Raw genomic sequence first — 21606 nt, forward strand, 5'->3', positions numbered from 1 at the left:
GGTTAGTTTGCCATCCGTTGCCGGAAGCAACCAATTGCCGGTTATGTCGCTTGGTCAGGCTGGGTTTCGCGCAGGATCCAGTGGTCCTTGTCCAGGCGTCCCACCACTTTCTCGCCGATCCGCGCCAGGTCCAGCACATCCTGCCCGGTCAGGGCATCGAGGAACAGGTCGCGGACGTCCTCAACATGGCCCGGGGCCAGCCCAACGATGGTGGCCATGCCTTCCTCCGTGAGGTGCGCGGTGGTCACCCTTGCGTCATGGGGGTGGGGACGCCGCTCCACCCAGCCGCGCTTCTGCAGCTTGGTCACCACATGCGAAAGCCGGGACAGTGAAGCGCTGCTGCGGGCGGCGAGCTCACTCATGGGCAGGAACCGGTCGTCTGCCTCGGACAGCATGGCAAGGACCGTGTAGTCGAAGAGCGACAGCTTCCCGGCCGCATGCAGCCTGGTGTCGAGGGCCGCCGGCAGCAGCGTATTGATGCTCACCAGCGCCAGCCAGGCGCGGCGTTCGTCAGCGTTGAGCCAGCGGGGTTCGGTCATGGCCCCCATTCTACGATTGATCTTTCAAGTAGCTGGAAGCGGCACCGGTAGGCTTGCCCCATGTATGTTGTCTCCCTCACCTACCGCGTGCCGCAGGAGATCGTCGACTTCCACAACGACGCCCACATCGCCTGGCTGCAAAAGGCGTTCGACGACGGCGTCTTCATTGCCGCCGGCCGCAAGATTCCCCGCACTGGAGGGCTGCTGCTCTCGCAGGCTGAACGGGAAACCCTTGACGCGAGCCTTGCGCAGGACCCGTTCTACATCAACGGCGTGGCCGACTTCGAGGTGCTGGAGTTCCACGCCGGCCGGGTGGCCCCGGGGTTCGAAAACCTGTTGGACACCCCGCCCGCGCAAACCACCTGAGGTGACGCAGGCCGCTAGGGTGGGCTGCCGCCGTCGTACCCTTCTGCGGCGAGCTTCTTCAGGCCACCTTTCCGCGGCACCTTCACAGGCTTGGGCCAGCGCGGGCTGAGCCTGTCCCCCAGCGTCACCCCGCGGAGCTTGCGGCCAAAGAGCGGCAGGACCCAGTCATGGACCCAGCGCCGCTGGCGCCGTTCCCATTCGCGCAGGCCCAACCTTGGTGGTGGCTCCCAGTCCCGGGGTTTGATCTTGTGCGGCACGCCCAGCTGGTCCAGCACCTGCCCGGCCAGGTATTTGTGCCCGGCCTTGGACATGTGGAGCCGGTCAGAGTCCCACATCCTGGCGTCGTGGAAGGCATCCAGGCACCAGTAGTCCACCAGCACGGCCCCGTACTTTTCCGCGATGTCCCGCACCCGCTGGTTGTAGTAGGCGTTGCGTTTCTTCAACGGCTCCAGGAGCGCGGAAACCTTGACGTCGAACCCCGTGAAGAGGACCACTGTGGCCCCCGTGCCGGCGAGCTGGGCAACAAGCTGTTCATAGTCCGCCATGAGCGCGGGCATATCGGTCTTCAGGTCCAGGATGTCGTTACCGCCAGCGTACAAGGTCACCAGTGTTGGCCGCATCCGCAGTGCCGGCTCCAGCTGCTCGTCGATGATGTGCCGCAGCCGCTTGCTCCTGATGGCCAGGTTGGCGTACTTCCACCCCGGCTGCGCCTTGGCGAGCTTCTCGGCAACCCTGTCGGCCCACCCCCGCACCCCGTTGGGCAGCCGCTCATCCCGGTCCCCCACGCCTTCGGTGAAGGAGTCGCCAAGGGCCACAAACACCCGCCGCCCGGAGTCAGGAAGCAAGGATCCAGTCACCACCGCCCCAACGTAGCGGCGCTGGGAAAAGCAAGGACGACGCCGGGATGAACAGTAAGTGAGCGGGAGCCTGGGAAAGCGCGGCGGGATCCGGTGGAGCGCTTATGGCGTCCGGGACCCGCTGTCCGTCTGCATTCCTCCGTAAACCGGACGGAACTCCCAGGTGTAGGAGCCGTCCGCTTTCAGGCTCATCCTCAGGTGGCCCCAGGTATCACTGAACTTCCGCTGGACGTAGGCCGGGTTGCTCGCGAACGATCGGAGGCCGATACCGCCGGTGGACACCTGGAACTGCTGCATGCCGTCGGGGACGCATTGGTCGGCGTTGTTCACCGGGCAGGTCCGCTCATAGTTGTGCTGGGACCCGGACAGCAGGACTTTCACCCGGTTGTTCCAGAACATGTCGATCCAGGGCTTCGCCTGGGTGAAGCGCGTGTGGCTGGATGTGTCGGACGTGAAATACGGGTCGTGGTAGACGGCCGCCAGATGCTTCCCCGCGGCCTTGGCCGCCTTCAGGTCAGCGTCCATTTCGGCGGTCATCGCCTGCGCCCGGGCCACGTTGTAGCGCCATGTGGCCGTGGGCGCCACCAGGATATGCCAGTTCCCCTTATCGAACGAATACCACTCCAGCGCATCCTGGAACCGGCCCAGAGTGGTGCTGGTAGCGGACTTGGTGGTGTTGACGCACTGGCCGTCCATGAACCGGTCCACGTCATCGTTCACACCCGGCTCCACATCGTGGTTGGGGCCCGTGGTCCAGTACGTCTTGGCTTTCAACCCGCCCCACAGCGTGTTCCACGCTCCAAGCGCCGAGCAGGTCCCCTTGTCGTACTGGAAGTCGCCGATGGCAAGGAAATTATCCAACGAACCGTCGTTGAGGCCGCTGATGATGCTGGCGGCGTTCTTGCCGGACGCCGAACTCGTGGACGTATTTCCTGACGGGTTCATGTCGCCAACAGCGGCGAACTCGAAGGAATCACCCGCCGGCGGCGTGGTAGGCACCGGGGTTGGAGTCGGGGTGGGGGTTGGAGTCGGGGTGGGGCTCGTCCCGCCGGCGGCCGGGTAGACACGTATCCAGTCCACGCGCATTTCCGCAGCACCGTCAGCAGTGGAATCAGGGAACCAGTCCAGTTGCAGCGTCTGGTGCATACTGCCCGGAGGCTGGTGGGTGGGGTCGGTGTCCTCGAACCACTTCACGCCATCCACGTATCCGACCATCCCGGCGGGGGACCAGTCCACTGCGTAGTTGTGGAACTGGGTCACGTCCAGCGTCTTGCTGGCCCTGGTCTGGGAGTTGCTGCAGGAGAAGTGCTGGAAGAAGTTGATCACGTTCCAGGCGCCCGTTGTTTCCGCGTAATCCACTTCGCCGTCGCAAGGCCAGTTTCCGCTGTCCGGCCACAGGATCGAAACCATATGGTACTCATTGTCGCCCGACCCGGCGGCGCGGACTTCCCACCGCCCGTACTTTTGTTTGGCGAACTTCGCGGACATCCCGGCAGTGGTCCCGTCCGGGGTCCCGCTCATGACCATCTTGGAACCGTCCACTGTTACCTGCTGCGGGCTGCGGATGCCTTGGCCGGCGTGCCCTGCGCTGTTGTACACGCTCCATTTGGTAGCGTCCGGGGCTCCGGTGTAGTTGAACTCGTCCCCGGCCACAGGTGCGCCCCAGTTCTGCGTGGCAGCAGCCTGGACTCCGCCCGCATCAACGGGAGCGGGCGCAGGGGTGGAGGTAGGGGTGGGGGTTGGCGTCGGGGCGGGGCTTGTCACCACGGCGTCAGCGGCGGTGGTGACCACCAGCTTTGGGCGGAGTGCCGCGTCCAGGGCCTGGTTCGATTTGAAGCCCAGCCATTTCTGCGCGCTGGATTCGAGCCGGAAGTTCTGCTCGCCGCCGGCGGCGCCGACGCCCTTGGTAACGTCCCATTCCACCCAGGCCCCCGTGGCGAACCCGCCGGTCTTGGCCAGCCAACTCCCGCGGGCCGGTGCGTTGTTCCAGGTGACGCCCGTTTCGGCCCATGTGCCGCCGGTGGTGTAAACGTCCACAAACTCGGTCGACGTTGCCGCCGCCTCAGAATATGCCCGCAGCTTTGCCGAGACGACGTGTTCCCCGGCGGGGACCTGGACGTTGAACCGCAGGAGACTGCTCCGCGAGATGCTTGTCCGGCCCTCCGTGGACCAACGCACACTGGTCCCGAAGTTCTCCGTTGGCCGGTCGGCCTGGACATAACTGTCGGCGGTCGGCGCGAATGTCAGCGCTCCCACCGCGTTCGCCACGCTGCCCACTACGGCAAGTGAGGCGAGCATGACTAAGAGTGTCAGGACGGAAACAGCTGGCCGCAGGATAGTTTTCATGGAATGAGACCTTAATGTTCCAGTTGAAATATCCGAAGCATACGCGTGTCACACCCTGTGACACAGCAATTTCCTTAATTGGCAATTGCTGAAAATTTGTGTTACTGCGCGGAGGCGCCGAGCGGGCCGGGGTTAGCCTTCGGCTTTGCCCTGCCGCCAGTAACCCATGAAGGCCACCTGTTTCCGGTCCATCCCCACGTCGCGCACCAGGTAGCGCCGCAGGTCCTTGATGACGGCGGCTTCGCCGGCGATCCAGGCGTAGAAGGGCATGGCGCCGGCGGGCATTCCGGGGTTGCCGGCGGCGCCGATGTCCCCCGTTTCGAGGCGTGCGGGGGTTTCCCAGAGGATGTCCGTGTCCACGTTGACGTCTTCGGGCTCCCGGCCGGCGCCGCCGCCGTCCGCTTTGATGCCCACCCAGCCCGGCACGGGGACTGCTGTGCGTACGGCCTCCTGCAGCAGCTGGCCGTGCGGCCGGGAGCGGCCGATGACGGCGCCGCGGGCAAGCCACGTGATCTCGATGTCCGCCGGGGACTGCAGTTCAAGGAAGTCGCCGGCCTGGGGAACCTCCAGGAGGGCGTGCCCGCTCATGTACGGCGGGAGGGTTTCGAGGATGGCGGAGATGGCGGGGACTGCGGTTTCGTCACCGGCAAGGAGGATGCGCTGGGCCAGGCCGGGCCGCCATTCGATGCCGGAGTATGTCCCGGCAGTGATGCAGTGGGCGGCACGGTTGTTGGGCCCGATGATGGTGAGGGCGTCACCGGGTTTGGCCTTCAGGGCCCAGTCCGCGGCCGGCCCGCTGTTGTGCGGCCCGTCCTTATGCATCGCAAAGTCCACGTCGATCTCCGGATACACCGCGTCCAGCCGCGCCTCACGGACGGTGTAGGTCCGCATCGAGCCGCGCACCTCCGGGTCCATGGCCAGCCAATCCCGATACCAGCCGGGCTGGCCGGTGTTGACGGCCGGCAGCGGCAGCTGCGAGCCGTCCGGGGCCAGGGACGGAATCAGGAGCTTGATCCGGAGGTCCAGGGTGTGGCCTTGGACGCCGAAGTCACGCAGCGCGTAGCCACCGAACGTGATCCTGCGGAAGGTGGGGCTGAGCTGCTGGACGGAGGAAACGGTGACCTCAAAGGCGAGACTCATCGGCTGGGCACTTGCCGGTTGTGCAGTTGCCGTTTGTGTTCGGGCGGTGTCGCGGGTCGTCATGGGACGGGCTCCAGTTCGTAGGCAGTGTGGTGGCGGCCGATGGGGATGATCAGCGGGGTGGCCGAAACGGGGTCCGGGATGACCCGGCTCTCCAGGCCGAAGACGTGGCGGACCAGTCCTTCCGTCACCACCTCGCGCGGGGACCCCACCGCTGTCACGGTGCCGTCCTTCATGGCGATGATGTGGTCCGCGTAGCGGGCCGCCAGATTGAGGTCGTGCAGGACGATTGCCACGGTGATACCCCGTCTGCGGTTGAGGTCCGTTACCAGGTCCAGGACCTCCACCTGGTGGGCCAGGTCAAGGTAGGTGGTGGGTTCGTCCAGCAGCAGGACGTCGGTTTCCTGGGCGAGTGCCATGGCAATCCAGGCCCGCTGCCGCTGGCCGCCGGACAGTTCGTCCACGTCGCGCCCGGCGAGGTCCAGCGTCCCGGTGGCTTCCAGCGCGCGATGCACGGCGGCGTCGTCCTTGTCACTCCTGCTCCGGAAGAAACCCTGGTGCGGGTAGCGCCCGCGTCCCACCAGGTCTCGGACGGTGATGCCGTCCGGGGCGGTGGGGTGCTGGGGAAGCAGGCCGAGGGTCCGGGCCAGTTCACGGGCCGGACGGGTGTGGATGTCCCTGCCGTCCAGGGTCACGGTGCCGCCGGCGGGCTTCAGGAGCCGGGACAGCCCGCGGAGCAGGGTGGACTTTCCGCACGCGTTGGCACCCACGATCATGGTCACCCTGCCCTCGGGAATCCGGACGTTGAGCCCGTCCGCCACACAGCGCTGGCCGTACGTGAGCGTCAGGTCGCGTGCTTCGAGAAGTGCCACGTCAGGCATCCTTTCGGTTGGCCGTGACCAGGAGCCACAGCAGGAAGGGGGCGCCGAGCGCGCCGGTGACAACACCCACCGGCAGGACGGTGCCGTCCAGGAACAGGGGGGCCAGGTTGGCGGCGACATAGTCTGCCGCCAGGACAATCAGGGCGCCCACCAGGGCCGACGCCGGCAGGCTGGCCTTGCCGGCGAAGCGGCGGGCGATGGGAGCGGCCAGGAAGGCGACGAACGACACCGGCCCTGCGGCCGCCGTCGCCACTGCCGCCAGGGATACCGCAATGGCCACCAGCGCCAGGCGTGCGGCATTGACGCGGACCCCCAGCCCGGCCGCGGCATCATCACCCAGTTCCAGGATGCGGAGCGGACCGGCGATGAGCACAACGGCGGGAACCAGCACCGCGAGCGCCAGGAACAGGACGCCGGCCCGGTCCCAGTTGGCGGAGTTCAGGGATCCATTGAGCCAGACCAGGACGTCGGCGGCAGTGCGGATGTCAGCGCGGGCCATCAGGAAGCTGACCACTGCGTGCAGGGCGGCAGCGATCCCGACGCCGGCAAGGACCAGCCGGTTTCCGGCGGCGCTCCCCCGGCCTGCCCTGCGGGTGGCACCGCCGCTGGAGATCGCATGGATCAGGCCTGCCACGGCCAGTGCACCCGCCAGCGCCGCCCCGGAAACCAGCGCACCGGAGGCGCCGAAGATGACAATCGCAACCACCGCCGCCGCGCTGGCCCCGGAGCTGATGCCGATGACGTCGGGGCTGGCCAGGGGGTTCCGCAGCATGGTCTGGAACAGGGCGCCGGCCAGCCCGAAGGCAGTCCCGGTCATGGTGCCGATGACGGCCCGCGGAAGCTTGTTCTCCATCACGATGAAGCTGGCGCCCGGAATCCTGGCGCCGCCCGTCACATGGTTGAAGACGATGGCGAAGAAGTCCGGAACGGTCACCGTGTAGCTGCCCAGCAGGACGGATACGAAAAACAGGAGCACGACGGCGGCGCCCAGCACGGCGGTCCGGTTGCCGGCCCCCTTGGCCATCACAGCCCGGCCCCCTTTCCGCGGCGGATCAGCCACACGAACACCGGCGCACCGATGAGGGCGGTCATGATGCCGGCCGGGACTTCGCCCGGCGGCAGCACCACCCGCCCAAGAATGTCGGCGGCCAGGAGCAGGACCGGAGCCGCCACCAGGGAGAAGGCCAGGATCCAGCGGTAGTCGGGCCCGGTGAGGACACGCACGGCATGCGGTACCACCAGGCCCACAAAGCCGATGGGGCCCGCCAATGCCGTGGCGGTGCCGCAGAGCAGGACGATGCCCAGGGCCACCAGGGCCCGCGAGGGCCCGACGCGCCGGCCAAGCCCCCGCGCGATGTCGTCCCCCAGCGCCAGGCTGTTGAGGGTGCGGCCGGCCAGGAGCACGATGAGCGCACCGGCGGCCAGGATCGGCAGGCCGGGCAGGAGTACGGTCCAGTCACGGCCCGCGATGCCGCCCACCTGCCAAAAGCGGAACCTGTCCAGGGTGTCCTGGCTGGAGACCAGGATGATGTTCATGAGCGAGGACAGTCCGGCGCTGAGCGCGGCTCCGGCCAGCGCGAGCTTGACCGGGGTGGCTCCCTCCCTGCCCAGCGAGGCGATGAGGTATACCACCACTGCGGCAGCAGCGGCCCCAATCAAGGCGAACCAAACGTAGCCGGAGAAGGTGGCCACACCGAAGATGTAAATGCCGGCGACCACCGCCAGGGCGGCTCCGGCGTTGACGCCAAGAATGCCGGGGTCGGCCAGCGGATTGCGGGCAACTCCCTGCATCGCGGCCCCGGCCAGGCCCAGCGCGCCGCCGGCCAGCAGGCCCAGGACCGTGCGCGGAATGCGGGCCAGCACCACGGCATGGTCACCGTTGGCGGGATCGAACGCGGAAAGGGCCTGCCATACCGTCGCAAGGGGAACCTCCCGTGCCCCTACGGCCAGCGATGCCCCGGCCACCAGCACCAGCACGACGACGGCGCCGGCCAGCCAGGCGGCTCGCGTTCCCGGCGCATCACCGCAGACGGGAGCAGCGGCTGCCCCGGCCCGCACCTGGGCGCCCGTGCCGGCGGCCGGACGTACCGTCGTCGTACCCATGAAGGCGCGGCCCCTACTTCACTGCATCCGCCGCCGTGGCCAACTGCGGCAGGAACGTATCCAGCGACCACGGCAGGCTCAGCGGCGACGACGCCGAGATGGACAGGGTCAGGGTGTTGTCCTGGTCGGCCACCAGGGCGCCCTTCCTGATGGCCGGGATCTGCCCGAGCAGCGGATCAGCCTTGATGGCCTCCGCGGTGGACGCGTCGGGAACCCAGGTGACGAAGATGTCCGACTGCAGTTCGTTCGCCTTCTCGGCGGACCAGGAAAGGTAGAACTCCTTGGAACCCTTGGAGTTCTCCGCGACCACATGGGCCAGGGTCATGCCGATTTCGGTGAGGAAGCGGGGACGGTTGTCGTTGGCGGTGTAGACGTTGACGCCGTCACCCCGGGCGGGCTCCAGGTTGCCGTAGATAAAGCTCTTGCCCTGGATCTGCGGGTACTGGGAGACCTTGTCCTTAACGGTGGCCTCGGTGTCGGAGACGAGCTTGGCCGCTTCCGCTTCCTTGCCCAGGGCCTTGCCGATGATGGTGGTGGAGTCCTGCCACGAGGTTCCGTAGGCCACTTCCGGGTGCGCCACCACGGGAGCGATTTCGCTGAGCTTCCTGTAGTCCTCCTCGGTGAGGCCGGAGTAGGCGGCGAGGATGACGTCCGGGGCGAGCCTGGCGATTTCCGTGAAGTTGATGCCGTCCGCCTCCGAGTACTGGACGGGGGCCTTGGCCGATCCGAATCCGGCCCCCAGCTTTTCGAGCGCCGCGTCCTTCCAGGGGGTGGACCCCTTGTCATTGCCACCCCACTCGTTCCTGGGGATACCGACGGGCACCACGCCGAGGGCAATCGCGACGTCGTCGTTCACCCATGAAACCGTCGCCACGCGCGCGGGCTGCTTCTCGATGGTGGTTTGGCCGAATGCATGGCCGATGGTCACCGGGAACTGGGTGCTGCTGCCGGTGCCGCCCGTGCCAGCCACTGAAGAGGCCGGACCCGTGCTGCAGGCGGACAGGGTCAAGGCTGCCGCGGCGAGCACCGCAGCCGCCTTGCCGGCGGAAGAGAAAAGCGTCCGGCGGGTGGAGAGAGGGCCGGAAAAGAGGGGGGATGTCACGGGGCTCCTTGGATCAAGCTGCTGGAAACTTAAGTAAGGCTAACCTATGTAAGTGTCGATTACGCAACGTTTTTGTCACCTAATCCCGCAACGTGACAAAGGCCACATCCGCCATCAGGTTCTTGGACAGGGCGGGGCACATTTGGCAGGATTGCCTTGCCGGCAGGGCACCCTTACCAGGGCACGCTGAACAGAAACGGAACAACGGGAACAATGCGCATGCAAAAGGTCGTTCCGGCCGCCGCTGCCATGGGAAGCGGGGTGGCCGCTTTGGCCTGCTCCGCGGAGACTGACTGACTCCCCTGTCACCCCGGCCCGGCTTAGGGCCGCCCACCCTTTACGAAAGTTCAGCCATGCAATCAGTCACGCCCCAACAAATCCGTTCATCCTTCGTCAACGCCAGCCGCTCAGAAGCAGCCAAGCTGACACTGCCCAGGAACTTCGACGCCCTGGACTGGGACAGCCTGGAGTTCCTGGGCTGGCGCGATGAAAAGATGCCGCTGCGCGGGTACTTGGTGGTTCCCGGCCCCAAGGGCCTCACGGGCATCCTGCTCCGGGCGCCCGAAGGAGGAGCCAGGAAGAACCGCTCGGTATTGTGCGAACTGTGCCGGGATGTGTTCTCGAAGGAGGACGTGCTCCTTTGGGTCGCAAGGCGCGCAGGCCAGTCAGGACGCGACGGCAACACCGTGGGGACCCTGATCTGCGCCGACTTCCTGTGTTGTGGCAACGTCCGCAAGGAACCGCCGGCCAACGAGATCAACCCCGATCCGGCGGCCGTCGTGGTACGCCAGATCCAGGGCCTGCAGGACCGCACCGCGCAGTTCCTGGCCCGCGTGCAGAATAAGTAGGCGGTCAGCGGAAGCCCTCCATCACTCCGGTGACGGAGGGCTTCCCCGTGTGCCTCAGCGGTAGGAGAAGCTCATCAGCAACGCCTTCAGTTTTTGGCCGTCCCCGCCCCAGTACCACGCCTTCGCCGCCTCGTCATTGGCAAACGGCGGACCGGTGAACAGCACGTCTGCGGCCAAAATGCGGTCGCCGAGCATGACGGGCCCGTTTTGCACCTTGCCGTCCGGTGACACCGGCAATCCCGCCGTCAGCCCCATGCGGTACTCAACGGCACCATTGACGTGATCGGTGAAGAACGACGAATGGGGCGTGGGAACTGCGTGGCCCACCAGCCCCGGCACAGGGTCCGCCGCAAGGACAAACCTGGCATCAGGACCGGCCACGGCGTCACCCACCTGGCTGTAGTAGATGTTGACCCGCCCGGCGCCGTTGGCATCAATGACGGCGGCCGTTTCCACCGGGGGTGATGCGGAAACCTGTTCATGTACCACGCGCCAGTCCGCCGGATGGGCAAAGGACAGCCGGCCATCGGGGAAGGTATAGGTCACCATCCCGGCAGGAGTGGGCGCGGACGTGGGAGCAGGCGAGGGCGGCGGAACGGCAGTCTCCGTGGACGCGCCCCCGCTCCCTGCGGGGGCGTAGTCCGCGCAGGCGGCGAGGGACAGCGCCGCTGCGGCTGTTATCACAAGGAGGATTGGAGCGGGGTGCCGTGGGCGCATGGGGTGCCTTTCAAGAGGACGCCATCGTTCTCTCGGAGAAAGTGCGGACCCAGCATCCTGCAGTACCTATGGGATCTACTCTGGCGAGGTGAGTTGGTAAAGCCCAGAGTGGCACAGCGAAAAGACCGGCCACCACGGCCGGAGCGATAAATCCATCAATTTGTTATATTGCTGGATCCGGTTTCAACGCAGGACGATATCCACCGGGTTTGCCTCGGAGCGCCAGGCTCCTTCCTCCCCCGGACGCGGCCGGATCACCGGGGCCGTGAGGACGCCGGAGCGGTTGGTGCGGCGGTCACGGAGGATCTCGGTGACGGAGCCCAGGTGCCGGGACAGATCGATGACGTTTTCCGGGGCAGCCAGCAGCAGCTGGAACCCGAATTCGTGGAGGGCCTTGATGCCGGCGCCGGCGAATTCCTCGGAGGCGAGCACGAACGCTTCGTCCATCATCACGGTGCCGTAGGTGGTGAAGCCCTGCTCGGCGATCCCCAGCTGGTAGCTCAGGGCCGCGGCCATGATGAACGCGGTGAACCGCTGCCGCTCGCCGCCGGACATGGAACCGGTGTCTGCGTGCATGAAGACCTCGGTCTTCGTGCCGCCGCCCTTCTTTTTGCCAGCCGCCGGGCCGGTCACTTCCCGGTGCTCCTTGCACTGGATGAACAGGTGGCCGCGGACGTCGAGCACCTCCGCCCGCCACCGCCGGTCTTCCGGCGCCTGCGAGCCAAGCCTCTTGACCAGGGTCTCCAGGGACTTGTAGCGCGCGGTGAGCTCGGCGTCGTCACCGTCCGGCCCCTCCCCCCTGGCGGCGTCCGTCCTGGCCGGCCGAGCGTGGCGGGCCTTCAAGGCGTTCTGGATGGCGTCCTTGAACTGCTTGGCAGTGGGCGGCAGCGTCTGCTTGATATCCAGCTCCAGGTAACTGCCCTCATGGAAGTTCACCTGGGAGAGGATGCCGTTGAGGGGCAGGATGCGGCTGGTGATGGAGCGGCGTTCCTCGTCCAGCAGGTGCAGCAGGGTGCTGAAGGATTCGTGCGTGCGCTGGTTGAAGAACTGCCGGAACTCCGCCTCCTGCGCCGGCAGGCCGTCGTTGACGATGGCATGGTAGCGGGCTTCGAATTCGCTGGCCGCGCCGATGCTGGTGCCGTGGTCCGCCGAAATGGCGCTGCCCCACTCCCGGACGAAGCCTTCGAAAATCCGGGTGAGCCGCTCGGCTGTCCCTTGCCCCCGTGATTCAGCAGTGTGCAGTTCGCCCAGCAGGGTGGTCCGGACGCGGTTGGCAAGGTTGTCCAGCTCGTGCATTTCGGTCACGTCGCCGAATTCCGCAAAGTACGGTTCCAGCGCCGTCACGGTAGCGTCCGACGGCGGCGCCTGGGCCAGGCGGTCACGCGCCGCTTCCAGCAGTGAATCCGCAGCCGTGAGCTGGCGGTCCAATGCCTTGTATTCGCTTTGCAGGACGGCCGCGGACTCGGTGCTGGTCTGGTGCTTTTGCCGGACCTCCTCGATGGTGGCGCGCAGGGGCTCCAGGTCCGCCTGCGCGGCAAGTGCGTCCTTGAGCCGCTGCTCGATCCTGGTGAGCTCATCGGCAGCAACGGCCGCGGACACCTGTTCCCAGGGCCGGTCGTCTTCGGCAATCCGGCGCAGGGCGTCGAGCTGGCGGCTCATGCCCTGGTGCGAGTCCTCGCGGCTCTGCGCCAGTTCGGCGGCCTTGGCCACTTCCTGCCGGAGGTCCTCCACCTGGCCGGCCACGAGTTCCAGCTTGGCGGCATTGTCGAAGCCCAGGACGTAGTCCTGGCGGCTGGTGAAGCGGTCGTCCTTCTCCACCGTGTGGCGGTTCCGCTTGACCACGCCGCCCAGGCTCAGGCCCTTGTCCAGGGCTGCCAGCTCGTCCGGGTCCTCCACGCAGGGGTAGGCAAAGTCCAGCGCGATGCGCTCACGGACCCACCCGCCGGCTTCGGCCGCCGCGCCGGACTCGAGGATATCCAGCTTGGTGAGCAGGTCGCCGTCGCGCACGTCCTCCACAGCGAGCGCGCCGCCGGCGAGCGGCTTGGAGACGTCCACTGCCCGCAGCGCGCCGCGGACGTTGTGGTCATTCAGGTAGCGGGTGACGGCGCCGAAGTGCTCACCGGGCACCAGCAGGGTGGTGGCCAGGCTGCGGAGCGCACGCTCGGCAGCGGGGCGCCACCGTTCCTCGCCGTCTGCGAGGTCCATGAGCTCGCCGGCAAAGGGCATGCGGTCTTCCGCAATACCGGTGGCAGCGGCGATGGCGGCACGGTTTTCAATGCTCGACGGCGGCAGCAGGGACTTGCGCGTCTTCAACGACACGAGTTCCTGCTCGGCAGCCGCCAGCTCCCGCTTGCGGCTGGCGTGGGCGTCGAAGGCCTCGAACCGCAGCTCCTGCAGGGCCTGCGAATCATCCTTCAGCTCGGCCGACCGTGCCGCCGCCTGCTCGTATGCCTGCTCCCAGCCGGCCGCGCTCCACTCAAGCTGCAGCCCGGCGTCGGCCAATGCCTGCTGCGCCGCCTCCTCCACCTGGCGCCGCAGCTTCAGGCCAACCCGGGCGTTCTCCAGCGACTGCTCAATCGCGGAAATCGCGTTGCCGCCCTGGTTGTTGTACTCGGTTTCCAGCTGCCGCAGTTCCTTGGCCAGGTTGTCGCGGACCGCACGCTCGGCGCCGAGTTCCTTCGCCTTCGCCTGCGCCAGCTCGCGGAAACGGACCAGCGTCTTCTGGTGCACGGTGACGGCGAGCTGCTGCCTGTACGCCTCGAACTCCCCACCCACCAGCTCCCGCAGCCGGTTCGCGTCCAGCAGCGACTGCGCATATTCGCGGTTCAGTCCCGGCACCGGCGCCAGCTGGTCGCGCTGCTGCCGGACATCCTCCAGCCGCTGGCGGATGGACATCAGGTTGCTGAACTCCTCCACCACGTCATCGGCGGCGGCAAGGGTTGCCGGGGCATCCAGCACCTGGTCGCGGAAGAAGGTGTTGACGCTGCCGCCCAGGCCCTTGCCGGCCTGGATGACGCGCAGCAGGGGCAGGGCCTGGTCCGAGTTGATCCCCAGCAGCCGGCGGAACCGCTCCGCGAACGCCTTGTGCACGTCGAAGACCTGGGCGTGCGGGAAGATCGCCTCAAGCGCGCCCTTGGTGAACCGTTTGTCGGCGATGCCCTCAACCGCCTCAAGGTCCAGGGGCACGTTGTCGATCAGGTAGAACCGGCCCACGCTGGACTCCGTGCCGTTCTTGGGCAGGTCGAACAGCGCCGACACCGTCACCCGCGTCCCGGCGGCGTTGTCGAAGGTCAGGGCGACGGCGGACCAGGTGGCACCCGGGCGCTGGAACGCACTCGCCGAGCCCTCCCCCACCGCCTTGTCCCCCACCTTGCCGCGCATGTACGTGAAGGTGGTCCGCTTGTCCTCCACGGCACCGCCCGACCGCTGCGCCGCCGCCTCGTTGGACCGCGGCCGCGCATCGAAGACCCGCAGCATCGCGTCGAACAGCGTGGATTTACCCACGCCCGAGTTACCGGTCAGCAGGGTTCCGTTCCGGTCAACGTGCATGGTGTGCGCTCCATGGAACGTCCCCCAGTTGACCACCTGCACCAACGCAAGCCGCATCTGGCCCGGGTTGGTGACATCACCCAGCGGGAGCATGCTTGCGATGGTCACTGGTCATCCTCCTCGGACGTGGTTCCGTTCGTCTCCGCGGCGGCTGTGTCCTCCAGGTCCAGGAGCGGCTCCGTTCCTGATTGGTCAGCCGAGGCGGCTACGAGGGCTTCGATGTGGGCCGGGATGTCGCCGATGTTTTCGAACGGCAGGGCCAGGGGCAGGGCGTTGGAGATGGTGTAGACGTCGTCCAGTCCGGTGGGGAGCAGGAGCTGGCGGGCCAGGAGCTTGGTGATGGCACGGGTGACCACATCGGAGTCGCGCAGGGCGTCCTGCTGGCCGGCGGGCTGGTAGTGCGCCACCAGGTCCGTGATCTCCTCGCGGGTGATGGTGGGGTCGGTCTGGGCCGTGACGTGCCGGTCCAGCAGCAGGCGGAGCCGGAGCAGCACAATGGTTTCCACCCGGCTGAGGGCACGCTGCTGGCGCAGGATGCTGGACCGGGCGCTCCCGCCGATGACGTCCGGGTCCACGGGGCGCAGGACCGCGATTTTCCGCTCGTGGTCCAGCTGCAGGGTCAGGAACAGCTCGGACAGGCGGCTGCGCAGGATCACCTGGTTGTCCAGCAGTACCGTCCAGAGCTTTTCGTCCCGGCCGCCGTCGATGTACGGGCCCTTCAACAGCTTCACCAGGGCCTGGCGCACTTTCATGGACAGGACGCCGGTATCGCCGGGGAACAGGGCAGCGCCGTCGACGAAGGTATCGCGCGGGGACACTGCGAAGGGGCGCTCAACGCCCGGTGCCGCCCCCGCCCGTTCGCCGCGCGGCTGGTCTTCGATCAGCTCTGGGCCCTCAGCGTTTGAAACTTCAGTCATGTGGATCCTTTGCGAGCGTAACCACGGGCAGGTAGGCCCTGCGGGTGGAGCCGTCTATCTGTTCGAAGTCCAGGCCATCCCAGGCGCTGCGGTTGAAGTCGGCCCCGGCGTGCAGGGCCTCGGACAGCAGCGCGCGGATGGTGTTGATGTGCTGCTCTTCGGGCGGCAGCTGCTGCCAGGCGTCGGCTAGCGTGGCAGCCCCAGCCATGGCGGACCGGACGACGTCGGGCCTGGCCTTGCCCGTCCGCGGCGAGCGCACCCGGTCCGAGTCGGTGAACGCGATGGGATCGGCCAGCCTGGGTGGTGCCGCGAACTCGTCGGGGTCGAAGAGCTTCACCATGGACAGTGACTCAAACCCTGCGTTGTACAGGACGGGGCCGGGAACCAGGCCGGGCCGTTCACGCTCGTACGGGAGTGAACGGATGGCCTGTTCTGCCTCGCGCAGGACCTTCCGGAGCCGGACCGACTGGCGGAAGTCGTCGCTCTGGACGTACGTGTTCAGGCTTTCGCTGAGCTTGCCGTAGATGCGCTGGATCTGGCTGTGCTGCTGCCGGAGCTCGGCCACCAGGTTCTTCAGTGTCTCCCGGTCGTCAGGTGACAGGTCATCCGCGAACTGGCGGCTCAGGACCTCCCCAATCGCGGACCGGAACCGCACTTGCTGCTGCGGGTCCTCCAGGAAGGCGGTAAAGGACCGGAACGTCCTGCCCTCCGGGCTTTGGCGGAGCCGCTTGTCCGCCTCCAGGACCTGGGCCATGGTGGCGCCCTTGGTCAGCGACTCCTCGATGATCTGGTTGCGCAGTCCGCCCACCAGTTCCTCGATCCGGTCGCGCATCTTTTTGTAGTCCGCGGGCAAACTGGCGGCCAGGTCCAGGATGTTTCCGGCGGCCTCCACGGCCTCGTCGTCGTCAAGCAGGCCGTCGAAGTCGCCCGTGCTGATGTCCTGGATCAGCTGCTGCCGCTCTTCGATTTCCTCTTCCAGGGCTTCGAGGCGCGCACTTTGGTCCGGGTTGGTCTCGTTGGCGAGCTTTTCCACGTCCCCCAGCAGGGTGCCCAGCCGGGAACCGTTCAACGTGGACCGCTCGCTGGAAAGGCTGTCAAGGAAGGCGAGCACGCGTGCTGCAGGCTCGGTGGCCTCGTAGACGATCTGGCCTGACTGGTTCCGCCGGGTCAGGAACTGCCGCCGGGTCCACTCATCCCCGAACGCCCTTCCGCTGGCCCCTCCGCCCAGGCCCGGATCCTGGCGCCGGAGCTCCTCAAGGAAGGAGTCGACGTCGGCATGGAATTCCTCGAGCGGCACCTGCGGCCGGGTGCGGGTGAAGGAAGCCTGGAGCACGGCGATCACCCAGGGCGCCGAACGCGTCAGTGCCCACGCGGGCCCCTTGGTGAGGAGTTCGAGGTCCCGGAGCCGGGCGCTGATGGCGTCAGCGGATGACCTGGCGGAGCGGGGCACGCACTCTCCTTGGACTGTTGAACGGGGGCTGAACGGGGACCGGGCAGGGGCGGCACGCAGGGGACGAACGGGAAAACTGCCAACTACAAGGTTAACGCAGCCGCCGCGACCGCTCCGTGACCTACCTGCCGGTAGCATTTCGATCCCATATCAACAGGCTCCCCCGCCCGTGCCGGGTCTGGCTGGCCGCGCAGCTGTCCCCCTACGCTTCTGCTACTGGTCTTCGCCACCGCAGTCTTATGCAAAGCAACGTCGCAGCAGGGGGATTCATGCAGTTCGATCTAAGCTCAGTGGAAACAGCCACCTTGGTCTTCATCGGGACGCTGGTGTTCGGCGCAGTCCTGGCCGCATTCGTCCTCTCGGCGGGGCTGGTTGCCCTGGCGCTGCTGGGGGTGGGCAAGCTCACCTGGATGGTGGTGGCCAATACGCTCCTGGCGGTGGTCCACGGGATCAACTCCGGCTGGGACCGGCTGGTCCACCGGGCCTCCACCGTGGAACTGCCCGGCGATTTCCAGGCGCAGCCATCCCCTAGCACCGGAACCTACCCGCGGGTAATCTTGAGGGACAGCTGAAGGGTTCTCCAACCCGGCGGATCCATGGCTACACCGGCCACTCCGGCCAAGGAGATAACCCATGACCTCCGCAACTGACAGCCAGGCCAAAGACGCCCCGGCTGAAGAAACCCCCGTCCCCGCCGGCAACATCGGCGCCGGAGCCACCGCCGAAGATGCCCGGGCCGTTGCCGAAGCCGCCCGTGAATCCGGCTGGGACCGTCCCAGCTTCGCCAAGGGCCTCTATTTGGGCAGTTTCGACCTGGGCCTGGTCCATCCCTGGCCGGCTGCCGACCCCGCTTCCGTGGACAAGGGCGAGGCATTCATGGCCCGCCTCACGGAGTTCGCCAAAACCATGTCCGGGCGGGTCATTGAACGGGAAGCGAAGATTCCGGACGAATACATCAAGGACCTGGCAGCCCTGGGCGTCTTCGGGATGAAAATCCCGGAGGAATACGGCGGCCTGGGCCTCTCCCTGGTCTATTACGGCAGGGCCCTTGCCCTGCTGGGCAGCGTGCACCCCAGCCTGGGCGCCCTCATCTCCGCCCATCAGTCCATCGGCGTACCCGAGCCGGTCAAGGTGTTCGGCACGCCCGAACAGAAGCGTGAGTACCTGCCGCGGTGCGCTGCCGGCGCCGTCACTGCTTTCCTCCTCACCGAACCGGACGTGGGCAGCGATCCCGCCCGGCTGGGCAGCACGGCAACTCCCACGGACGACGGCGACGCGTACCTTTTGGACGGCGTGAAACTTTGGACCACCAACGGGGTGATCGCGGAACTGGTGGTGGTCATGGCAGTTGTCCCGGCGCACACCGATCCGGACGGCACCAGGCACAAGGGCGGCATCAGCGCGTTCGTGGTGGAAATGGACTCGCCGGGCATCACGGTGGAAAACCGCAATGCCTTCATGGGCCTGCGCGGCATCGAGAACGGGGTTACCCGGTTCCACCAGGTGCGGGTGCCGGCCGCCAACCGGCTGGGCCGGGAGGGCCAGGGACTGAAGATCGCGCTGACCACGCTCAACACCGGCCGCCTGGCGCTTCCGGCGCTGTGCGTGGCGTCCGGGCGCTGGAGCCTGAAGATTGCCCGTGAATGGTCCAACGCCCGCACCCAGTGGGGCAGGCCCGTGGGTGAACATGAGGCAGTCGGCAAGAAGATCGCCTTCATCGCGGCCACGGCTTTTGCCCTGGATGCCGTGTTCGAACTCTCCGCAGAACTTGCCGATGCCGGGCAGAAGGACGTCCGGATCGAGGCCGCGCTCGCAAAGCTCTGGGCCACGGAAATCAGCTGCCGGATCGCGGACGAACTGGTCCAGATCCGCGGCGGACGGGGGTTCGAGACCGCTGAATCACTGGCCGCGCGCGGTGAACGTGCCGTAGCGGCGGAGCAGCAGCTGCGGGACATGCGGATCAACCGGATCTTCGAGGGGTCCTCCGAAATCATGCGGCTGCTGATTGCGCGCGAGGCGGTGGATGCGCACCTGGCTGCCGCCGGCGACCTTGCTTCGCTGGATGCGAGCATGGCGGACAAAGCGAAGGCCGCCGTCGGCGCCTCCGGCTTCTATGCAAAGTGGCTGCCCAAGCTGGTGGCCGGCGCCGGCATGGACCCCCGCTCCTACGGGGAGTTCGGCAGGCTGGCCAAACACCTCCGGTTCGTTGAACGGTCGTCGCGACGGCTGGCCCGGCAGACCTTCTATGGCATGGGCCGGTGGCAGGCCAAGCTGGAGCGGAAGCAGGCGTTCCTGGGCCGAGTGGTGGATATCGGCGCCGAACTGTTCGCCATGACTGCATGCTGCTCCCGTGCAGAGATGCTGCTGAAAACCGCCCCGGAAAAGGCTGCCGGCGCCTACGAGCTTGCCGACGCCTACTGCGAGCAGGCCAGGGTGCGGGTGGACGAGTACTTCGACCAGCTGTGGCGGAACACCGACGATGCCGACCGGGCGTTGACGCGGAAGGTCCTCGCCGGTGACTACCTATGGCTTGAGGCAGGGGTCCTGGACCAGTCCGAAGGCACCGGCCCGTGGATCGCCGATGCCTCGCCGGGCCCATCCAGGAAGGAGGACCTGCACCGGAAATACCGGTAAAGCCGCAGGTCACAAAATAGTAAGCACGCTTGCTATCACCCGGGGCGGGTGGTTGAGTTGAGCCATGAGCAGCTCAACGGAACCAGAGAACCTGCCTCCCCGGCGTGCCCGGGAGGACGAAACCGCCCGCAGCGGAAGCTACCGGGAGGCAGCCGCAGACGATGCCGCCACGCGCTCGATGGACCAGGCGCCGGCCGGCCAGCGGGAGCGGGACTACACCCGCGCCCCCGCCGCGGAGCGCGAATACCAGCCTGCCCCCACCAGGGCCACACCCGTGGTGGAACCGGTGGCAGACCCAACGCTTGCGAACCGGGAAACCGCCGTCGCGCGCCAGAAGGAGCGGTTTGGCGGCATCAAAGTGGGCTCGGCCTTCTTCGGATGGCTGACCGCCACCGGGATGGCCGTGCTCCTCACCGCACTGGTGGCAGCCGCCGGAACCGCCGTGGGCCTGGCCAGCAACACCGACGTCAACGAGGCCGTGAACCAGGCGGCGCAGAACAGCGGCACGGTTGGCCTGGTGGGCATCATCGTGCTGCTGGTGATCCTCTTCCTCTCCTACTACTGCGGCGGCTACGTGGCCGGGCGGATGGCCCGCTTCAACGGCCTCAAGCAGGGACTCATGGTCTGGATCTGGGCGCTGATCGCAGCCGTTGTGGTGGCCATCCTGGGCCTGGTGGCCGGGCAACAGTTCAACGTCCTGGCCAACCTGAACAGCTTCCCGCGGATCCCAATCAACGAGGGACAGCTGACCACCACCAGCATCATCGCCGCGATCGTGGTGGCGGCAGTCGCCCTTGTCGGCGCGCTGCTGGGCGGCCTGGCGGGCATGCGGTTCCACCGGAAGGTCGACCGCGCCGGATTCACCCCGGACAGCGAGTTTTACGACGACGGGGAGTAGTCAGGCGAGGATGTCACCGTCCACATACAGCCACCGGCCATCCTCCCGGACAAACCTGCTGTTCTCGTGCAGGACCCCGCGTTCCCGGTTCTGCCGGTAGTAGGCCTTGAATTCGACGGTCCCTTCGGAATCGAAGGGACCGCCGTTGCTGGTGGACACAATGTCCAGGCGGCGCCATTCCATGGCCGTGTCCAGGTCCAGGCTGGCCGGCGCGGTGGACGGATGGTGGGTGCGCAGCAGGTAGTCCTCATCCAGCCGGACGAAGGCGCTGTAGCGTGACCGCATCAGCTGTTCGGCAGTGGCTGCAGATGCGCGGCCGGAAAGGAACCTGCCGCAACATTCGGCGTACGGCTCCCCGGACAGGCACGTGCAGTTCGCGGACTCCATCGATTCGGTCATCCGGTGATGCTGCCATATCCGGTAACAGCTTCGCTACAACCTCGAACCGTGCCGGGCAGGCGGCGGCATCGCCTGATAAAAATCCGTATGGTGGAGAAGGAGCCTGCCGCCGGCCGTGAGTGCCGGGGCGGCCCAGGATGTTGATTGGAGAGGAGAGAAGACGTGGAGAACCCGGACACTCTCGTCCTCAACCTGACATTCCTGGGCACGGTGGGCGTTGCCCTCCTTATGTTTCTGGTCCTCTTCCTGCTGGGCGTTATCACCTTGGTGCTCGCGGGCCTGGGCCGGTTTGCCGCCCTTGTGCTGATGGCCTTGTTCGGGCGCGTTCCCGGCAGGAGGGATTCTCCCGGTACCGCCGGCGCCCCCATGAATCCGGGCCAAGCCCGCAGGCCGCTCCGGGCTCGGGCCTCCGCACTCAAGCCGGACCGGCTGAAAAAGTCGCTCCGCACCGCCGTCGAACGCCATCCCAAGCTTGCCGCCGCCCGCCATGAACCCCCGGTCCTCGCTGAGGACTGGGCCTCCGCGGTCGCCGAGGCCGACAAGCGCGCCCAGGCCAGGGCGCGCGCCGCGGCGCCCGAAATCAAACTGTCGGTGCGGGACCTTCCAGACCCGGCCGTCCCTGCCGACAAGGTGTCCGAGGTAGCCCCGCTGGTGGAGTCCGCCCTGCACAACCACCGGCCGCCGCATGAGCTGCCCAGGTCCTTCAAGAAGCCCCAGCCGCCTCATCCGGTACCGCCGCTGGATACCGGGTCCCTGGTTTCCATGGCCGGCCCACAGCAGGTGCTCAAGGAGAAGGCGCAGGATCCGCGCCCCCAGCCGTAAGGGAGAAACGGCCAAGCCCTTACCCTGAGCAACCATCT

General features: G+C 67.1%; 19 protein-coding genes. 6 read left to right on the forward strand and 13 right to left on the reverse strand.

The window, feature by feature from the left end:
- Positions 1–41: 41 nt before the first annotated feature.
- Positions 42–539 carry a MarR family transcriptional regulator gene (locus tag LDO86_RS19190; RefSeq protein ID WP_026266173.1) on the reverse strand — a complete coding sequence of 166 codons (498 nt, stop codon included), beginning with the start codon at positions 537–539 and terminating at the stop codon, positions 42–44.
- Between the two features lie 60 nt (positions 540–599).
- On the opposite strand from LDO86_RS19190, the gene LDO86_RS19195 reads away from it, so the two are divergent.
- On the forward strand, positions 600–905 hold the full coding sequence (locus LDO86_RS19195; RefSeq protein ID WP_018771909.1) for a YciI family protein: 306 nt from the start codon (positions 600–602) through the stop codon (positions 903–905).
- Positions 906–919: 14 nt separating this feature from the next.
- Here LDO86_RS19195 and LDO86_RS19200 read toward each other — a convergent pair whose 3' ends face one another.
- The 7 genes from LDO86_RS19200 to LDO86_RS19230 all read right to left on the reverse strand — a co-directional run bounded on the left by LDO86_RS19200 (position 920) and on the right by LDO86_RS19230 (position 9334).
- A complete protein-coding gene (locus LDO86_RS19200; protein ID WP_026266174.1) occupies positions 920–1765 on the reverse strand; it encodes an SGNH/GDSL hydrolase family protein in 846 nt (281 codons plus the stop codon).
- 99 nt (positions 1766–1864) lie between these two features.
- Positions 1865–4060 (reverse strand): DNRLRE domain-containing protein, encoded by a 2196-nt coding sequence (locus LDO86_RS19205; RefSeq protein ID WP_134164936.1) that lies wholly within the window; start codon positions 4058–4060, stop codon positions 1865–1867.
- Between the two features lie 180 nt (positions 4061–4240).
- Positions 4241–5248: a siderophore-interacting protein gene (locus LDO86_RS19210; RefSeq protein ID WP_018771912.1), complete on the reverse strand. Its 1008-nt coding sequence runs from the start codon at positions 5246–5248 to the stop codon at positions 4241–4243.
- A gap of 59 nt (positions 5249–5307) precedes the next feature.
- Positions 5308–6120: an ABC transporter ATP-binding protein gene (locus LDO86_RS19215; RefSeq protein ID WP_018771913.1), complete on the reverse strand. Its 813-nt coding sequence runs from the start codon at positions 6118–6120 to the stop codon at positions 5308–5310.
- Between the two features lies 1 nt (position 6121).
- Positions 6122–7153, reverse strand: a complete 1032-nt coding sequence (locus LDO86_RS19220) for an iron chelate uptake ABC transporter family permease subunit (protein ID WP_018771914.1) — start codon at positions 7151–7153, stop codon at positions 6122–6124.
- The gene (locus LDO86_RS19225; RefSeq protein WP_018771915.1) at positions 7153–8232 is read right to left on the reverse strand and encodes an iron chelate uptake ABC transporter family permease subunit; all 1080 of its coding nucleotides are present in this window, start codon (positions 8230–8232) and stop codon (positions 7153–7155) included. The genes LDO86_RS19220 and LDO86_RS19225 overlap by 1 nt, the downstream gene beginning before the upstream one ends.
- Before the next feature lie 13 nt (positions 8233–8245).
- Positions 8246–9334, reverse strand: a complete 1089-nt coding sequence (locus tag LDO86_RS19230) for an iron-siderophore ABC transporter substrate-binding protein (protein ID WP_018771916.1) — start codon at positions 9332–9334, stop codon at positions 8246–8248.
- 353 nt (positions 9335–9687) lie between these two features.
- Between LDO86_RS19230 and LDO86_RS19235 the strand changes: the two genes are divergently transcribed.
- Positions 9688–10182: an FBP domain-containing protein gene (locus LDO86_RS19235; RefSeq protein WP_018771917.1), complete on the forward strand. Its 495-nt coding sequence runs from the start codon at positions 9688–9690 to the stop codon at positions 10180–10182.
- Between the two features lie 54 nt (positions 10183–10236).
- Here the strand turns inward: LDO86_RS19235 and LDO86_RS19240 are convergent, their stop codons facing one another.
- From LDO86_RS19240 to LDO86_RS19255, 4 genes are all read right to left on the reverse strand, one after another.
- On the reverse strand, positions 10237–10866 hold the full coding sequence (locus LDO86_RS19240) for a hypothetical protein (RefSeq protein ID WP_224084160.1): 630 nt from the start codon (positions 10864–10866) through the stop codon (positions 10237–10239).
- A gap of 216 nt (positions 10867–11082) precedes the next feature.
- Positions 11083–14556, reverse strand: a complete 3474-nt coding sequence (locus LDO86_RS19245) for an ATP-binding protein (RefSeq protein WP_018771919.1) — start codon at positions 14554–14556, stop codon at positions 11083–11085.
- Positions 14553–15365 carry a DUF4194 domain-containing protein gene (locus LDO86_RS19250; RefSeq protein WP_018771920.1) on the reverse strand — a complete coding sequence of 271 codons (813 nt, stop codon included), beginning with the start codon at positions 15363–15365 and terminating at the stop codon, positions 14553–14555. The genes LDO86_RS19245 and LDO86_RS19250 overlap by 4 nt, the downstream gene beginning before the upstream one ends.
- Positions 15358–16815, reverse strand: coding sequence for a DUF3375 family protein (locus LDO86_RS19255; protein WP_018771921.1), 1458 nt, complete (start codon positions 16813–16815; stop codon positions 15358–15360). The genes LDO86_RS19250 and LDO86_RS19255 overlap by 8 nt, the downstream gene beginning before the upstream one ends.
- A 269-nt stretch (positions 16816–17084) precedes the next feature.
- On the opposite strand from LDO86_RS19255, the gene LDO86_RS19260 reads away from it, so the two are divergent.
- From LDO86_RS19260 to LDO86_RS19270, 3 genes are all read left to right on the forward strand, one after another.
- Positions 17085–17387 carry a hypothetical protein gene (locus LDO86_RS19260; protein WP_026266177.1) on the forward strand — a complete coding sequence of 101 codons (303 nt, stop codon included), beginning with the start codon at positions 17085–17087 and terminating at the stop codon, positions 17385–17387.
- A gap of 61 nt (positions 17388–17448) precedes the next feature.
- Positions 17449–19449 carry an acyl-CoA dehydrogenase family protein gene (locus LDO86_RS19265; protein ID WP_018771923.1) on the forward strand — a complete coding sequence of 667 codons (2001 nt, stop codon included), beginning with the start codon at positions 17449–17451 and terminating at the stop codon, positions 19447–19449.
- A gap of 64 nt (positions 19450–19513) precedes the next feature.
- Positions 19514–20347 (forward strand): TIGR04086 family membrane protein, encoded by an 834-nt coding sequence (locus tag LDO86_RS19270; protein ID WP_018771924.1) that lies wholly within the window; start codon positions 19514–19516, stop codon positions 20345–20347.
- On the opposite strand, the gene LDO86_RS19275 is transcribed toward LDO86_RS19270, so the two are convergent.
- On the reverse strand, positions 20348–20746 hold the full coding sequence (locus LDO86_RS19275; RefSeq protein WP_018771925.1) for a YchJ family protein: 399 nt from the start codon (positions 20744–20746) through the stop codon (positions 20348–20350). It lies immediately after the preceding gene.
- 162 nt (positions 20747–20908) lie between these two features.
- Between LDO86_RS19275 and LDO86_RS19280 the strand changes: the two genes are divergently transcribed.
- The gene (locus LDO86_RS19280; RefSeq protein WP_018771926.1) at positions 20909–21568 is read left to right on the forward strand and encodes a hypothetical protein; all 660 of its coding nucleotides are present in this window, start codon (positions 20909–20911) and stop codon (positions 21566–21568) included.
- Positions 21569–21606 lie beyond the last annotated feature (38 nt).

The organism is Arthrobacter sp. StoSoilB19 (assembly GCF_019977275.1).
Lineage (GTDB): Bacteria > Actinomycetota > Actinomycetes > Actinomycetales > Micrococcaceae > Arthrobacter.

Bases quoted from the DNA above. Each gene is read 5' to 3' on its own strand.
- LDO86_RS19205 (WP_134164936.1), bottom strand. From the start codon at position 4,060: ATGCTCGCCTCACTTGCCGTAGTGGGCAGCGTGGCGAACGCGGTGGGA.
- LDO86_RS19195 (WP_018771909.1), top strand. From the start codon at position 600: ATGTATGTTGTCTCCCTCACCTACCGCGTGCCGCAGGAGATCGTCGAC.
- LDO86_RS19270 (WP_018771924.1), top strand. From the start codon at position 19,514: ATGAGCAGCTCAACGGAACCAGAGAACCTGCCTCCCCGGCGTGCCCGG.
- LDO86_RS19235 (WP_018771917.1), top strand. From the start codon at position 9,688: ATGCAATCAGTCACGCCCCAACAAATCCGTTCATCCTTCGTCAACGCC.
- LDO86_RS19210 (WP_018771912.1), bottom strand. From the start codon at position 5,248: ATGAGTCTCGCCTTTGAGGTCACCGTTTCCTCCGTCCAGCAGCTCAGC.
- LDO86_RS19250 (WP_018771920.1), bottom strand. From the start codon at position 15,365: ATGACTGAAGTTTCAAACGCTGAGGGCCCAGAGCTGATCGAAGACCAG.
- LDO86_RS19225 (WP_018771915.1), bottom strand. From the start codon at position 8,232: ATGGGTACGACGACGGTACGTCCGGCCGCCGGCACGGGCGCCCAGGTG.
- LDO86_RS19260 (WP_026266177.1), top strand. From the start codon at position 17,085: ATGCAGTTCGATCTAAGCTCAGTGGAAACAGCCACCTTGGTCTTCATC.
- LDO86_RS19220 (WP_018771914.1), bottom strand. From the start codon at position 7,153: ATGGCCAAGGGGGCCGGCAACCGGACCGCCGTGCTGGGCGCCGCCGTC.
- LDO86_RS19190 (WP_026266173.1), bottom strand. From the start codon at position 539: ATGACCGAACCCCGCTGGCTCAACGCTGACGAACGCCGCGCCTGGCTG.
- LDO86_RS19275 (WP_018771925.1), bottom strand. From the start codon at position 20,746: ATGACCGAATCGATGGAGTCCGCGAACTGCACGTGCCTGTCCGGGGAG.
- LDO86_RS19265 (WP_018771923.1), top strand. From the start codon at position 17,449: ATGACCTCCGCAACTGACAGCCAGGCCAAAGACGCCCCGGCTGAAGAA.